General features: G+C 57.9%; 15 protein-coding genes. 7 read left to right on the top strand and 8 right to left on the bottom strand.

The genetic code is table 11. The features are described 5' to 3' along the window. The first annotated feature begins 124 nt into the window (after positions 1 to 124). The 4 genes from DOU54_RS25610 (at position 125) to DOU54_RS25590 (ending at position 4,298) form a co-directional block, all read left to right on the top strand. The gene (locus DOU54_RS25610; RefSeq protein WP_113732042.1) at positions 125 to 898 is read left to right on the top strand and encodes an SDR family oxidoreductase; all 774 of its coding nucleotides are present in this window, start codon (positions 125 to 127) and stop codon (positions 896 to 898) included. 60 nt (positions 899 to 958) lie between these two features. Beyond that, positions 959 to 1,228, top strand: a complete 270-nt coding sequence (locus DOU54_RS25605) for a hypothetical protein (protein WP_072493344.1) — start codon at positions 959 to 961, stop codon at positions 1,226 to 1,228. 448 nt (positions 1,229 to 1,676) lie between these two features. Beyond that, complete coding sequence (locus DOU54_RS25595) at positions 1,677 to 2,078, top strand: DoxX family protein (RefSeq protein WP_072493343.1); 402 nt, start codon at positions 1,677 to 1,679, stop codon at positions 2,076 to 2,078. 390 nt (positions 2,079 to 2,468) lie between these two features. Further along, positions 2,469 to 4,298 carry a PAS domain-containing HWE histidine kinase family protein gene (locus DOU54_RS25590; RefSeq protein ID WP_113732041.1) on the top strand — a complete coding sequence of 610 codons (1,830 nt, stop codon included), beginning with the start codon at positions 2,469 to 2,471 and terminating at the stop codon, positions 4,296 to 4,298. A 78-nt stretch (positions 4,299 to 4,376) separates the two neighbouring features. Here DOU54_RS25590 and DOU54_RS25585 read toward each other — a convergent pair whose 3' ends face one another. Further along, positions 4,377 to 5,459 (bottom strand): ATP synthase subunit B family protein, encoded by a 1,083-nt coding sequence (locus tag DOU54_RS25585; RefSeq protein WP_113732040.1) that lies wholly within the window; start codon positions 5,457 to 5,459, stop codon positions 4,377 to 4,379. Positions 5,460 to 5,893: 434 nt separating this feature from the next. Between DOU54_RS25585 and DOU54_RS25580 the strand changes: the two genes are divergently transcribed. Beyond that, positions 5,894 to 6,310, top strand: coding sequence for a hypothetical protein (locus DOU54_RS25580; RefSeq protein WP_072493342.1), 417 nt, complete (start codon positions 5,894 to 5,896; stop codon positions 6,308 to 6,310). Between the two features lie 156 nt (positions 6,311 to 6,466). On the opposite strand, the gene DOU54_RS25575 is transcribed toward DOU54_RS25580, so the two are convergent. From DOU54_RS25575 to DOU54_RS25545, 7 genes are all read right to left on the bottom strand, one after another. Next, positions 6,467 to 7,177, bottom strand: coding sequence for an anti-sigma factor (locus DOU54_RS25575; protein ID WP_072493341.1), 711 nt, complete (start codon positions 7,175 to 7,177; stop codon positions 6,467 to 6,469). After that, a complete protein-coding gene (locus tag DOU54_RS25570) occupies positions 7,174 to 7,716 on the bottom strand; it encodes a sigma-70 family RNA polymerase sigma factor (RefSeq protein WP_072493448.1) in 543 nt (180 codons plus the stop codon). The genes DOU54_RS25575 and DOU54_RS25570 overlap by 4 nt, the downstream gene beginning before the upstream one ends. A 125-nt stretch (positions 7,717 to 7,841) precedes the next feature. Continuing rightward, positions 7,842 to 8,273, bottom strand: a complete 432-nt coding sequence (locus DOU54_RS25565; RefSeq protein ID WP_004445929.1) for a DUF2177 family protein — start codon at positions 8,271 to 8,273, stop codon at positions 7,842 to 7,844. Between the two features lie 73 nt (positions 8,274 to 8,346). Next, a complete protein-coding gene (locus tag DOU54_RS25560; RefSeq protein ID WP_072493340.1) occupies positions 8,347 to 8,724 on the bottom strand; it encodes a DUF2147 domain-containing protein in 378 nt (125 codons plus the stop codon). A gap of 27 nt (positions 8,725 to 8,751) precedes the next feature. Next, complete coding sequence (locus DOU54_RS25555; protein ID WP_072493339.1) at positions 8,752 to 9,984, bottom strand: SAM-dependent methyltransferase; 1,233 nt, start codon at positions 9,982 to 9,984, stop codon at positions 8,752 to 8,754. Continuing rightward, the gene (locus tag DOU54_RS25550; RefSeq protein WP_006699862.1) at positions 9,971 to 10,789 is read right to left on the bottom strand and encodes a DUF1365 domain-containing protein; all 819 of its coding nucleotides are present in this window, start codon (positions 10,787 to 10,789) and stop codon (positions 9,971 to 9,973) included. The genes DOU54_RS25555 and DOU54_RS25550 overlap by 14 nt, the downstream gene beginning before the upstream one ends. Then, complete coding sequence (locus DOU54_RS25545; RefSeq protein ID WP_006699863.1) at positions 10,786 to 12,159, bottom strand: NAD(P)/FAD-dependent oxidoreductase; 1,374 nt, start codon at positions 12,157 to 12,159, stop codon at positions 10,786 to 10,788. The genes DOU54_RS25550 and DOU54_RS25545 overlap by 4 nt, the downstream gene beginning before the upstream one ends. 188 nt (positions 12,160 to 12,347) lie before the next feature. Between DOU54_RS25545 and DOU54_RS25540 the strand changes: the two genes are divergently transcribed. Together DOU54_RS25540 and DOU54_RS25535 are read left to right on the top strand one after the other, a co-directional pair. Continuing rightward, positions 12,348 to 13,136: a DUF1295 domain-containing protein gene (locus DOU54_RS25540; protein ID WP_072493338.1), complete on the top strand. Its 789-nt coding sequence runs from the start codon at positions 12,348 to 12,350 to the stop codon at positions 13,134 to 13,136. Next, on the top strand, positions 13,133 to 14,173 hold the full coding sequence (locus DOU54_RS25535; protein ID WP_072493337.1) for an SAM-dependent methyltransferase: 1,041 nt from the start codon (positions 13,133 to 13,135) through the stop codon (positions 14,171 to 14,173). Before DOU54_RS25540 ends, DOU54_RS25535 begins: the two co-directional genes overlap by 4 nt. Positions 14,174 to 14,282 lie beyond the last annotated feature (109 nt).

Here is a 14,282-nt window from a genome sequence, read left to right as displayed (position 1 = left end):
GATTGTGCGGGGTTTCAAACAAGTGAAACCAGAATGGATGACTTTATCACGAAAATCCAGACGATACTCTGGCTGGCGACGGCGGGCGCAGATGCGGCTGCCCATCTGCAAAAGGAGGCCATCCATGACCGATCACAGCATCAAGGGTAAAACCGTCATCATCGCCGGGGGCGCCAAGAATTTGGGCGGGCTGATAGCACGCGATCTCGCCTCACACGGCGCAAAAGCAATCGCGATCCATTATAACAGCGCTGCCACCAAACGGGAGGCGGATGCAACAGTGGCCGCAGTCAAGGCGGCCGGTGCCGAGGCAGTGGCATTGCAAGCCGACCTGACAACGGCGGGCGCCGTCGAAAAGCTGTTCGCCGAGGCTGTGGCTGCCATCGGCCGGCCTGACATTGCAATCAACACGGTGGGTAAGGTCCTCAAAAAGCCAATCCTGGAGATATCTGAAGCCGAATATGATGAAATGAGTGCCGTCAACGCGAAAACCGCATTCTTCTTCATCAAGGAAGCCGGTAGGCACCTTAATGACAATGGCAAGCTGGTAACGCTGGTGACCTCATTGCTCGGCGCGTTCACACCTTTCTATGCGAGCTATGCCGGCACCAAGGCGCCGGTCGAGCATTTCACCCGCGCAGCCTCGAAGGAGTTCGGTCAGCGCGGCATCTCGGTCACGGCGATCGGGCCCGGCCCGATGGACACCCCGTTTTTCTATCCCGCCGAGGGAGCGGATGCCGTCGCCTACCACAAGACCGCGGCGGCGCTCTCCGGTTTCTCCAAGACGGGACTTACCGACATCGAGGACATCGTCCCCTACATCCGTTTTATGGTCTCGGATGGTTGGTGGATGACGGGCCAAACCATTCTCGTCAACGGCGGCTATACGACCAAGTAACGACCGGGGGAACGGGCTTCAGCGCCCTTTCTCGCCTGCGAGGCATGAAAGGTTGGCATCATGCATATGATGTTGGTGATTCTGGGCGGCATTGCCCTGTTCGGTGTATTCTGCCTGTTCGGTTGGCTGTGGGGCGAGGATTCGGCAAGTGGGGCTGTCGCCGCGAAAGCTTTCATTCCCCTCTGGCTTGCGATGGCGCTGGTCAACCTGTGGGTGGGCGTGACCAAAGCGGGTTACACGGTGATGCTGGAACTGCCCATCTTCGTGATTGTCGTCACAATACCGGCTGCAATAGCTGCGATCGCTGTATGGCAAATCGCAAGGGCCTGATACGTAGCGGCACGTGGCTGCCGGTTCGGTGCACGATTCCTTATCTTGCGTATGGTTGGCGCGGGCGACAACAACGCCATTCCATTCGGTCGGCGGAACTTGATCGATAGCTGCAAGCGGCGTCCAGGCAGCAGCCTAAAGGTGAGGATCGGGAGAAACTGATACTGGATTGGGGCCGTTCGACCGTTGACTACGCAACGTGCGCAGAAACCAGCGTGCGCGTTCAACGGTCACCTGTGCGGGGTTCACGGTAAAATTTGCTTTCTCTCGAAAGCCGAAAGTCTTGTATATTCATCCGCCAGAAAGTCCAGAAGCGCGCGTACGGATGGCAGCAGCCCGCGCCGTGAAGGGAAGGCGGCATGGATCATGCCGCTTCGTAGCGCCCACAGGCGCGGCGCGATGATAAATCTGCCGAGAGTGCCGAAGCAAGATTCAACAGCAACTTCCAATGACTGCAAAGATAAATGATGCGATAATTCTTCTTGGGCGCCTTTCGATCAGCGCGCTGCAGGCCGGTGTCGGCAAGCTCTTCGAAATTTTCGGCTTTGCGGGTTCTTTGGCCGCAAAGGGCGTGCCTTTTTCCGGCCTCGTCGTATATCTTGTGATTTTGGTAGAAATCCTCGGTGCCGCTGCCTTGATATTCGGGGTAAGGGCCCGGGAAACAGGTGCGATACTGCTGGCTTTTACCTATGTCGCCACCTTGCTCAGCCATGCGTTCTCGTCTTTCCCGGAAGAGGCGCGCTCTGCCCAGCAGGGGCAATTCTTCAAGAATCTGGCTATCGTTGGGGCCCTGTTTTTGTATTTCGTGACGGGGCCCGGCAGGTATCGTCCGCGGTTCGGGGCGAAGTAGCCAATCATAATACGGTTTGGCAGCACTCCGGTGCCGCACGGAGGTTTATTTAAAAGGCAGCGCGGTTATCGCTGACGTGACGCGTATCGTTCTTAAGCCGGGCCAAATAGCTTGCAAGCAGTTTCATCTCGCTCCTTCATGCGTGTGTTCATGCAGTGCAGCGAGACGGTCCAGTGACACACCAAAAAGGACTCTGGACTGCAAGAGCCAGGCGGAGGTGATCGGGGGTGGGCCGCTCGGATTGAGATATATGGGGCTTTGATTGAGATACGATCGGCCATGATGACTTTCGGCTGATATCGACGGTCGGACACAGGAAACATGCCGCAACCGTGACAGACACTTTGCTCGCACCCGAAAGTTCTATAGGCTGCTTCTATAAATCCTCAGGTGGAGATCGTCGTCCTGGACAAGGTTAACACGCTCGCAGTTCCCGTATCCAGCCTCCTCGACACAGTGGACTGGGCATCAGGGCCACTTGGCCCGAAATCGGAATGGCCTGCCTGTCTGCATGCCGCCATCGGCATCATGCTTCCCTCACAGGCGCAGATCGTGATGTTCTGGGGACCGGAGTTTGTCGCATTCTACAACGACGCCTACGCGCCAACCATAGGCAATAAGCACCCACACGCATTCGGCAGACCCGCCCGAGAATACTGGAACGAACTCTGGGACGACCTTGAGCCGCTGCTGCAGCGCGTCCTCGCGAAGGGAGAAACGGTCGCCGCAAAAGACAGGCCATTTTATATCGAAAGACACGGTTACCCCGAAACGGTGTACTTCGACATTTCGTATTCTCCGGTCGCGGATGAGGATGGCACCGTGCGTGGTGTGTCCTGCATCGTCAACGAAACGACCGAGCGGGTGAAGGCGGATGCGGCTTTGCGAGAGAGCGAGGAGCGTCTAAGGGCCATCTTCGCGCAGTCGGCCGCTGGCATAGCCCTCGGCGATCTGACCGGAAAACTCCTCAGCGTGAACGATCATTTCTGTCGGATCGTCGGTCGGCCGAGGGACGAGCTGATCGGCATCCGCATGCAGGAGATTACGTTTGCCGACGATCTTCCCGAAAACCAGCGCCTGTTCCAGCACATGGTTCAGACCGGTGAAAGCTTCGAGATAGAAAAGCGCTACGTCCGTGGTGACGGAAGTCTGGTGTGGGTCGCGAACTCGGTCTCCGCAATCCGCGATGACGGGGGAAACATGTTGCAAGCTGTCGCCATTTCGGTCGATATCGGCGAGAGACGACACGCGCAGGAGATCGAGAAACACCTCGCGTCGATGATCGCCTCTTCCAATGACGCGATTATGGGCATCGATCTCGATATGAAGATCACCAGCTGGAACGCAGCTGCGGAAAAGCTCTATGGTTATTCGCAGGATGAAGTCGTCGGCCGGTCGGTGCTGATGTTGGTGCCGGATGTGAGGCAGGAAGAGGAGCCGAGGATCCTCACGGAGGTCAGGGCAGGCCGTTTCGTTGAACCCTACGAGACGCAGCGTCGTCGAAAGGACGGGCGGCTTGTCGAGGTGCTTCTCAGCGTGTCGCCGATCCGCGACGCCAACGGACGTGTTATAGGCGCCTCCAAGACGGCGCACGACATCACCGCCCGCAAGGATGCAGAGCGGCTGAAATCCATTCTCGTCAATGAACTCCATCATCGCGTCAAGAACGTCCTTGCGACTGTGACGGCAATTGCGAGACAAACGCTTGGTCGCGACAAGGCAAACCACGAGGAGGTGGAAGCCTTCACCAGCAGATTGGCGTCGCTGAGCAGAGCGCAGGACCTGCTGGTGCACGCCGACTGGCAGCACGCAGATCTCAAGGCCGTCATGCAGCAGGCCTTGTCACCTTATCCCGTCGACGCCTTTCAGATTGGCGGGCCTAGCGTTCCCTTGCCCCCGAGAGCGGTCGTGTCACTTTCCCTTGCTCTCCACGAACTGGCGACCAACGCGGCAAAATACGGTGCACTGTCCGCGCCTGGCGGCCAGGTATCCATCTCGTGGCAATTCGAGCCTCTTGCAGACAACCGCCTGCGGATTGTGTGGGAGGAGCGAGGGGGGCCGGAGGTTGCTCCGCCCCGGCGCAGGGGTTTCGGTTCGACCCTCATCGAGCGGCTTCTGTCCGCCGAATTGAAAGGCGAGACGAAATTCGTCTATGAGAAGAGCGGTGTGATCTGCGTCATTGAGGCGGAAATGTCGAAGGATGATGATGGCGCGGCGTAATGAGGCCGAAGAGCGCGTATTGGCTTATGATCGGGGCCCCGCCCGAGACGGGCGGGACTCCTCTGCAGATATGAAGGGCTATCTCCTGTAGGCGAGTCCGCCCCAGATTCTTCCTTCATCCCTATGTCGACCACCGTGAACAGCGCCGATGTAAGCTGCTGCAGAGGACACGATTGCTGAAGCCGCCAATAAAAATGCGGTCAGAATGCCGGTGATTCGTGCTTTCTCCGCAACGTCAGCCGCCTGCCTCTTGGCATCCTCCAGCGCATTCTCTGCCTGCGCCTTCATTTCGTCGACGCGCTTTTGGGCCTCATCGACTTTTTGCTGCGCTTCCGTCCGTACGGCCTGCACCCGCTCCACCGTCTGATTGACCCTGTTCTGGGCATCGGTCTGGCTGATGCCGGTACGCGTAGCAATCTGTGTCGTGAGCCAGTTTCTGTCAGCGTCGGAAATTTCGCCTGTCGACAGCAGATTTCCCAGGATGCCGCTTATTTGCCGCTGGTAGTCACCGACGGTTTGATCGGCCTGCGGCGACGCTGCCTGTCCATCCGTTCGCAACAGCGTATCGGTAAAATAATCGAGCGGATTGGCCCTGAGGCCCTGCGGAAGCATCTGCTCGATGCTGGGCGCTGCTGCCTGCCCGGCCCCTTGCGCGATACCGCCAGCGGCACTGCCGGCTCCTGAAACGATTCCCCCGGCGACCTGTCCGACGCCTTGCGCCGCTCCACCAACCGCCGTTCCGGTTGCCTCAATTGCTGTCTGGGCGGCGCTTCCAACAGCTCTTGCACCACCTGAAAGAACGCCCAGGGCCAGGAATGCCGAGACGACCGTTCCAATCCCCCAAACCACCAGCCCATTCAGGCCGTCACGAACGGTCAATTCGTTTCGGTCCGCCTGCCCTGCGGGTCTGCGCATCCGGCCGGTGATGTAACCGCCCAGCATGTAAGAGCCGACCATAGAAACGACGACGAAGAGGCCGGTTATGATCAGCCAGACTGAACTGATCTCACCGCCATTGTCCGCCGAGATTGAACTCAGTCCCAATCCGCTGGCAAACGCGGTGAGAACCGCCATTGCCCCGGAGGCAATAAACGCACCGGCAAAAATGGCAGGCCAGTCGACGTAGCTCCGATTGGCGTCAGTAACGATTGGATCAACCATTAGCGTAACCCCAACAGTGAGAGAATGAACAGGACGACCACGACCAGCCCGACTAGGTAAATGATAGAGTTCACGGTATCTCCTCCGAAAGGGGGCAGATTCTCCGCATGGCGGATGACTGCATGCTGTGGGAAATGCGAGCTTCATTGCTCGTGAACCAAACTCGTCGCGCTCAAAAAAGTTTCACCCCCGATCGCCGTCGCTGGCAAATCCGGATTCAAGACCGATTCCCTGTCTGCGATGTGTCTTGTCTCGCGTCGCCGGCCTCTAAAGAACCTTCGACAGTTAGACCCATTTGTTGGCGGCGTCTGAGGAGGCGCGGTCCCGGTGTTGTGCGATAGCTGAAGCAAGTGTTCGCAAGACCCACCGGCCAGGGCTTTACGCGACGCAAAGCAATCATTCGTCCTGGAACATCCGAGAGAGGCGCGGGTTAGATGCTGATCAAGGAGGCTTCGATGAACCAAAATACCTTTCAACAACATGGCAGTTCTGTTCCCGCGGCATCAGAGGGCAACGGACAGCCGAACCCCGCGGGTGTCCAGCCGCAAATCTCCGACGCTCCCCTCGTTGACGCGGCGCTTGCAGAGGTAGCGGAGCGCGATGACAGCCTTGCAGCGCAATTGAGCGATGAGATAAACGCACTGCGCGCCGAGATCGACAGTTTGAAAGTCCGTGCTGGCGAAACCGCTTCACGGGCTTTGGTGTCTGTAAATGCGGTTGCCCGGATCAATCGCCGTGCCGCACGTAGCGCGATCGGCAGAAGTCCTTGGGCTTCACTTTGCCTGGCCGCGGGTGTGGGTTACGTGTTGGGCTGCAGCACGTTGCGAAAAGACGGATGGCGGTGGCGGTAAAATTGAGATCGGCCGCAGCAGCGCGGCGTTCCGCTTCAGATACGGCGGATCACCCTTGCCAGTCCTGGGTTCTGCACCATGCTGGACACGGAATTGCGTCTTTCTTTTCCAGCGGCAGCATGACAATACCATGGCTGGAGACGGCCCAGCGGGGCATCAACCCCACCGGGCGGTGCCGACAGCAATGACCGGACCGGTTGCCTGACCGGTCGGTGAACCACCGAATGGTTCGACACTGATCGCGAAAGTCGTACCTTCCTTTATATTGCCACGCATGTCGGCGGGAATGACGAGGTCGCCATTCGTGCCGGGCTGGAAAACGCCGAGCGAGCGGGTCTTGCCGCTGTCCATGACGAGCCACAGTTCCAGTGACTTTTCGTCCGTCTTTCCGGTCGCCACGGGAACGATACGCATTCGGCCCGATTCCGCGTCGTAGGACGCGAGGAGATTGACCTGGCTGTCGGTTGTCGCAAGCTCGGCCACAAGCGGGCTTGTGCCGTCCCGTTGTTCCGGGAACGCGGCATAAACGACGGCAGCCACGGCGGTTGCGCTGGTGGCCACAGATATCCAGCGCCAGAAAGATGCGGAGTTCCACAAGGTGCCATTCGTGTTGACCGCTCTGCTGCCGAACAGACGCTCTTGAATACGGGCAAGAATAGCGGCGCTGGGCGTCTCTTCCTGGTAATCGGCGTTAAAGTCTGAAAACTCGGTCTCCCAGCGCTGCACCAGTTGCGCGAAGACCCTGTCCTCCTGGATACGCTGTTCCACTTCGCGGCGCTTTTCAAGCGGCAGGACACCAAGCACATATTCGCCTGCGAGTATTTCATCGCGCGAGTGCATTCCGCCGCTGTGGTCGCCCGTCGTCATCGCTGCATGCACTCTCTGAGTTTGATAAGACTGCGCCGCAGCCAGGTTCTAACCGTATTCAGTGGCACCCGTAATTCGTCGGCGAGTTCGAGATAGCTCAGACCCTCGACATAGGCCCGGCGTATTGCCTGTGCGTGCACAGTTTCAAGTTCCCGCATGCAGTCGTCGATCCTGCGGCCTTCATCCGCCAGAACAACATGCTGTTCAGGATCGCGAACGCTTTCGTCGACGAGGTCATATACCTCGTCAATGTCATCGCCAGCAGGTCTGCGGGCGCGAATCGTGTCTATGGCGTGGTTGCGCGCGATGGTGGCGAGCCATGTCGCCGGTTTGCCGGCACTGGCGGCAAATGTGCGGGCGCGCTGCCACACCTTGATATAAATTTCCTGCAGCGCCTCCTCGGCGTCCGTTCTGTCCCGCAGGATTTTCAGGCAGATCGCAAAAAGCTTCGGGCTTGTTGCCCGGTAAAGCGAGACGAATGCTGAACGATCACCCATGCCGACGCGGTGGATAAGGCTTGCGATCTCTGTGCCCTGCATTCGAACCTTCCTTGCTATTCTTCCTTTATAGGATCGTCTTTCGAAGGAAGACAAGAGATGCTTGGGAAGTTCGTTCCGGACACGCCCTGTGATCATCGGGCGCAGGCTGCAGGAGGCGACGGTCATCATGGCCAGCCTGCCGAGTTTTCCAACGGGCCAATGATGCGTACCGTGACAAGAAAGCCGATGACGGCCGCTGCCGCGGAGACGAAGGTGCCCCACAGCAGATCGGCAACTGTCAGGGTCGTCGACCAGCTTTTCAGCGTCGCCTGATTGGTCAGATCATATGTGGCATAAGCCATGAAGCCCACGGCAGCGCCGTAAAGCAGCGCCGTGCTCCATTGTCCCGAAATAAGTGCCGGACGCACGGCGAGAAAAGTAAGGCCGGCGGCGTAGATGAGATAAAAGATGATCGCCGGAGCGAGACGGAAATTTTCCGCCAGAAGATCGCCGATGGCCGGTCGATAAAGTCGTGACGCCATGGTGCTCAACCAGATGAAATCGATCACCAGAAAGGCAACCAGGGTGAAGAAATAGGCGGCAAGATATGTCTTCATCGATTTTTTCCTTTGCCATTGATCAGGCGACTTTTTAGTCTGGTTGACAAGAGAGGGAGGATCTGGGACGTGGCTAGTCGATCCTGGTCCAGCTTATGCCCTTGCACAGCAGACCGGCGATGATGCAGCCTTTCGTAGTCATGTTGTTGCCTGCCACCGTCACCGTTATCTTGTAGGATTTATCCCGCTGCGGGTCGAAGGCCGTGCCGGTGTAATTGCCCGTCTCGCCCGGCCTTATGTCCATGATCAGGCGGTCGCCGGTCTTTTCTTTCTGGGTGCCGGGTTTGATCCATGTGTTTGTCGCACATATTTTCTCGCCGCAGGGAGCGATCAGCACTTTCGCCTTGCCGTCGCCCCGCGCCCAGTTGCCGTTGATATCGGCTGCGGTCGCACTTGTCCCTACCAGCAACGGAGACAGGGCGGATGCAATAGCCAATCCAAGAATCTTCATCGTGGTTCTCCGTTTTTTTGTCCCGCCTCATCCGTGTTCTATTGTGTACAGCCCGACATTAATGGTTCCCTCGGCAAAACCTGCTTCGCAATAGCAGAGGTAATACTCCCACATCCGCCGAAAGCGCTCGTCGAAGCCGAGCAGGGAAATAGTCTGCCACCGGGCATGGAAACGCTGGCGCCATTCCGCCAGTGTGAGCGCATAGGACTGGCCGAAAAGCTCCTTTTCCGTGAGTTTGAGGCCGGCTTGCCCCACGGCTTTTTCCAGAGCTGAATCGGAGGGCAGGAAGCCGCCAGGAAACACGTATTTCTGAATGAAATCGGCCTTGCGCCGATACCTATCGAAGCGGTTTTCTTCAATAGATATGATTTGCAGCACCGCCCGACCGCCGGGTTTCAGGCAGCGCTTCAGCGTCCCGAAATAGCTTGGCCAATAGGCTTCGCCGACAGCTTCAAACATTTCCACAGAGACGATGTTGTCGAATTGACCTTTGACGTCGCGGTAGTCCTGCAGCTTCAGTTTGATCCGGTCAGTCTTGTCTGCTTTTTCCGCAGCATTTTCCGCCCAGCGCAACTGAGAGGGCGACAGGGTGATGCCGGTCACGTTGGCATTGTGCTGCGTGGCGAGGTGAATGGCGAGCGCGCCCCAGCCGCAGCCGATTTCCAGCACATCCTTGTCGCCGGTCAACTGCAACTTTTCGGCAATACGCTCGAGTTTCTTCTGCTGCGCTGCCTCGAGGGTTGGTGTCATCAGGTCGAAAATCGCCGATGAGTAAAGCATCGAGGGATCGAGCCATTGCCGGTAAAACTCGTTGCCGAGATCGTAATGCGCCTCGATGTTGCGTCGGCTGCCACGTCTGGTATTGGCGTTCAGCCCGTGCGCAAGCCGGTTGATGAGGCGCATGGGCAGGCTGCCGCGCATTGATTTCGTGAAAGCATCACGATTTTGCGCGGCGAAACGGATAAGCGCGGTCAGGTCCGGTGTGGACCAGTCGTTCTCAATGAAGCCTTCCGCAAAGCCAATATCACCATTGACGAACAGACGGCGGATTGCCCGCCAGTTATGCAGAACGAGAATGGCGTCGATGCCTTCCGATGTCCCCGATTTTTCGATGGTTCCGCCGCCGGGGAGGGTGATGCGAAGCCGGCCGCGGTGAATATTGTTCAGCAGCCGGGTGATGAGCCAAGTGCCGAGGCCCATACGGCCGCTGACGCGGGTGTTCTGCACCGGTAATTCCGAAAGATTGTCAAACGGGGTCATGAATTCTGGCCTCGATTTGCGACGATGAAGGGTGAACGAAGGATATTGGCTGTGCGGGTGGCGGCGGGCGCTTTCTCAGTCCCACCCCCTTCAGCCAGATTTTCAGCGCTTCCCAGTGAATGCCGAGAACGACTTTCAGGGTCAGGAAAGGAATGGTGACAAAGGCTCTCAGCAAGGCTCGATCGGTCAGTTCGACCCTTCGGGCAAGATGCCTGGCGGTCAGGACGGCGCCATCTTCGTCGAATGTTTCAATGACGATCTTCAGTCTCTCCCCAGGCGGGATGACGCGGAAAACATAGTGAAGGTTCATGTCCATGAAGGGCGAGACATAAAAAGCCTTGTCACAGCGCTGTACGATCTCCGCGCCCATGCCGGCCTCTACGGGGATCAGATAGGAATGCCGTTGGCCGAAAGTGTTGTCCACTTCCCAGAGGATGGCTTTGAGTTCCATGTCGCGGCCATGGCAGAAGAACACGCTGAGCGGATTAAAGGCCCAGCCAAGCAAACGCGGCATGGTAAGCAGGCGCACCGGCCCTCCATCCGCTGTCATGCCTGCCGCCGTCATTGCGGCATCTATTTGCTGGCGCAGCCCAAGCCCGCTGCCGTTGCCTCGGTCCCTGCGATGAAATGAAAACAGGTTGAACCGGTCCACCGAGAAAAACCGCAATTTCCGGTCCAGCGTCTCCAACTCATCGAGATCGAGAAATAGCGAATAGATTCGATAGTCCAGTTTGTGGGTTTTCGGCTTGAACCGGGCGTGGGTGACATGGCCAGGGAAAAGCGCAGAGACGAGGGGAGGCTTCATGCCGTCGCCTCCATGGATCGCGTGTCCGTGGCAATCGTCTCTAAATCGAGGCGGATGATCCGGCCGCTGTCGTCCGCCACCTTCCATGGGCGGGACAGGCCACCGAGATCTTCAGCGACGGCAAGCCCAGCCTGGAGGCCGTCTTCATGAAAACCGGAACCGAAATAGGCGCCGCAGAACCAGGTGTTTCGCAAGCCCTGCAAGGCCCATAGTTCCTGGCGCATCTGTTCGGTTCCGGCGTCAAAGACGGGGTGGTGATAGGTCTCTTCGGCGATGATCTTTCCTTGATGCGGTTCCCGCACCGGGTTCAAGGTCACGAAAATATCCTCGGCTTCGCCGAGCGGCTGGAGCCGGTTCATCCAGTATGTGATGCTGGGCTGGCCCGCTTCGGTGCGCGTGTCGGCCACATAATTCCAGCTTGACCAAGCCGCGCGGCGGCGCGGCATGAAGGTGTTGTCAGTGTGAAGCACGGCCCGGTTTCGCGTATAACCAAAGGCACCGAGAATGCGCTTTTCGACACGTGTCGCATCCGCCAGCAAGTCCAGCGCCTGATCCGCATGCGTCGCGATGACCACGTCATCGAAGCCGGCAATCTCACCCTGCGCAGTTGTAATTTCGACGCCGTGCGGCAGGCGGCGAATACGCGTCACTGGCGTTGACAGGCGAATTCTGTCTGCAAACGGTGCCGTGAGGCGTTTTACATATTCGCGCGAGCCCCCAACGACGGTGCGCCAGACCGGCCGGTTGCGCAGCAACAGCAAACCGTGATTGCGGCAGAACTTGATGAAATGCGCTGCCGGATAACGGCCTACTTCCATGGCCGGTGTGGACCATATGGCCGCAGCCATCGGGTAGAGATGATCGTCGCGGAACGCTGCGCCATAGCGATTACGCGTCAGATAATCGTCGAGGGACATGTCAGCCATCGAGTGCAGGTCACGCGGGGCGTTGCGATAAAATCGCAGGAGGTCCGCAAGCATCGACCAGAAGCGGGGTTTTAGAGCATTTCTCTTCTGTGCGAGCAGGCCAAACCCGTTTCCGCCGGAATATTCAAAGCCGCCATTATCAAGGGAAACAGCGAACGACATGTTCGAGGCTGCGGTCGGCACGTTCAGCTTTCGAAAAAGCGCGGTCAGATTGGGGTATGTCCAGTCGTTATAGACAATGAAACCCGTATCGACATGCATCGGGCCATTCTTCGTATCGAATGTCACCGTGTTGCTGTGGCCTCCGACGCGGTCTGCCGCCTCGAAGACCGTGACATCGTGCCTTTGCGACAAGAGCCAGGCTGCTGACAGACCGGAAATTCCCGTTCCCACTATCGCGATGCGGCGCCGGTTGTCTCGTCGCATTGTTTCGGTGTCGGTCATCGATCCTCGCTATCGCATTGTAGAAATTGTCTTTGGACAGCGCAGATACGAGGCAGCCGTCTGATAAGTTTCAGCGGTAGGTGGTTTTTCGAATTTTTTTCGAACCCTGAAACTCTTTTGCTGGTTAGGCCGTATTTGCCATCACGAAACCAGGCCTCGATCGATTGAAAGTGGTGAGCGAAGTAGTGATGTTTTCCGTGATTCTGACGCTTGCCATTCTGATGTCGCTGCTGATGGCAGGAGCCTGGGCATTACAAAGAGCGACCGGCTCGAGCGGCTGGATCGACACCGTCTGGTCGGCAAGCGTCGGGCTCGGCGGCATCTTGGCTGTGTTGCTGGCGGAGGGCGATGGCGGGCGGCGCAGTATCGTATTCTGTCTCGTTGTCGTATGGTCCCTGCGGCTTGCTGGACACATAGGCCTGCGCACGCGGGGTGGCGGGGAAGATCCGCGTTATGGAAAACTCATGGAGCAATGGGGCGAAACCGGTCCCCGGCGGCTTTTCTTCTTCCTGCAAATACAGGCGGTTGCCGCCTTCGTGCTTGTTTTGGCTGTTTATCTAGCCGCCAGCAACGACCGGATTTTCCCGCGCACGATAGATCTTCTCGCCACCATGGTTGCGCTTGTTGCACTGGCAGGTGAAGCGCTCTCGGACGCCCAGCTGTCGAAATTCAGGAAAACCCCCGAAGCGAAAACCGGTATATGTGAAACCGGTCTCTGGCGTTATTCACGCCATCCCAATTATTTCTTCGAATGGCTTTTCTGGTGCAGCTTGCCGCTGCTGGCCCTTCAGGCGCACGGCTTGTCCTGGGCGTCGCTTGCCGCGCCCGTCATGATGTACTGGCTGCTCGTCCATGTCTCCGGCATTCCGCCGCTTGAAGAGCACATGCTGAAATCGCGCGGAGAAAAATTCCGTGCCCTGCAACGCCGCGTCAACGCCTTCTTTCCGGGGCCGCGCAAAAACGAGGAAACGCCATGAATATGCTCGCCTTTGCCATCAATGCCGCAGAACGCGCGGCGCTCAACGACAGCGTTACACTCGCCGGAATAGATATGCTCTGCGCAAGAACGAAACGGCGGCTCGCAAAAATACCGCCGGATGCCGAGGCGGCTTTTGCGGCGGATATGGCGAAATTCCCCGTCGCCAGCCATACCCACGAGGCGAACAGGCAACACTATGAAGTCCCCGCTGAATTTTTCGCACTGGTTCTCGGAGCCCAGCGGAAATATTCCTGCTGCTATTATCCCCATAACCAGACAAGTCTCGATGAAGCGGAGACAGCTGCTCTCGCCGAGACGGTAGACCATGCCGAGTTGGAGGACGGCATGGACATTCTCGAACTCGGCTGCGGTTGGGGTTCGCTGTCGCTTTATATGGCAGCGCGTTTTCCCAATGCGCGGATCACGTCGGTCTCCAATTCCGCATCGCAACGGGAATCCATCCTCGGCCGCGCGCGTGAGCGCGGGCTGTCCAATCTTTCCGTGGTGACCGCAGACATGAACGATTTTGCGACCGGCGATCACTTTGATCGCGTCGTATCGGTCGAAATGTTCGAACATATGTCGAATTGGCAGGTGCTCTTCGAACGCGTTCGTGCCTGGCTGAAACCAGATGGCAAGTTTTTCCTCCATGTCTTCAACCACCGCAGCCGATCCTATCGTTTCGACCACAACAACCCCGCCGACTGGATTGCCCGGCATTTTTTCACCGGCGGCATCATGCCCGCTTTTGATCTTCCCCATCGTTTCAGCGAGGTTCTTACCGTCGAAAGGGAATGGAACTGGCCGGGATCGCATTATCGGCGCACCGCTCTCGCCTGGCTTGAGAATTTCGATCGGGAAATCGGCCACATAAGGCCGATCCTGCAGCGGGTTTATGGCGCTGACGCGCGGTTATGGGAACGCCGCTGGCGTCTGTTTTTTCTCGCAACGGCCGGGCTGTTTGGTCACGAGGACGGTAACGTCTGGGGTGTGGGTCATTATCTCATGAAGCCCGCAATTGTTGCCGAAACCTGAGAGGGACGTGGCCGACGGCGAAACAATTTCGCGTAAGCAAACGTTTACATCCGTAGAATAATGGCTAGGCTGGCCGCGTTTTGAGCAGGCCGTCGATCACAGAGCGGCT

The sequence above is a fragment of the Agrobacterium sp. MS2 genome (genome assembly GCF_003261015.1).
GTDB classification, from domain to species: Bacteria; Pseudomonadota; Alphaproteobacteria; order Rhizobiales; family Rhizobiaceae; genus Agrobacterium; species Agrobacterium pusense.
This window is presented reverse-complemented; position numbering and strand designations above follow the sequence as displayed.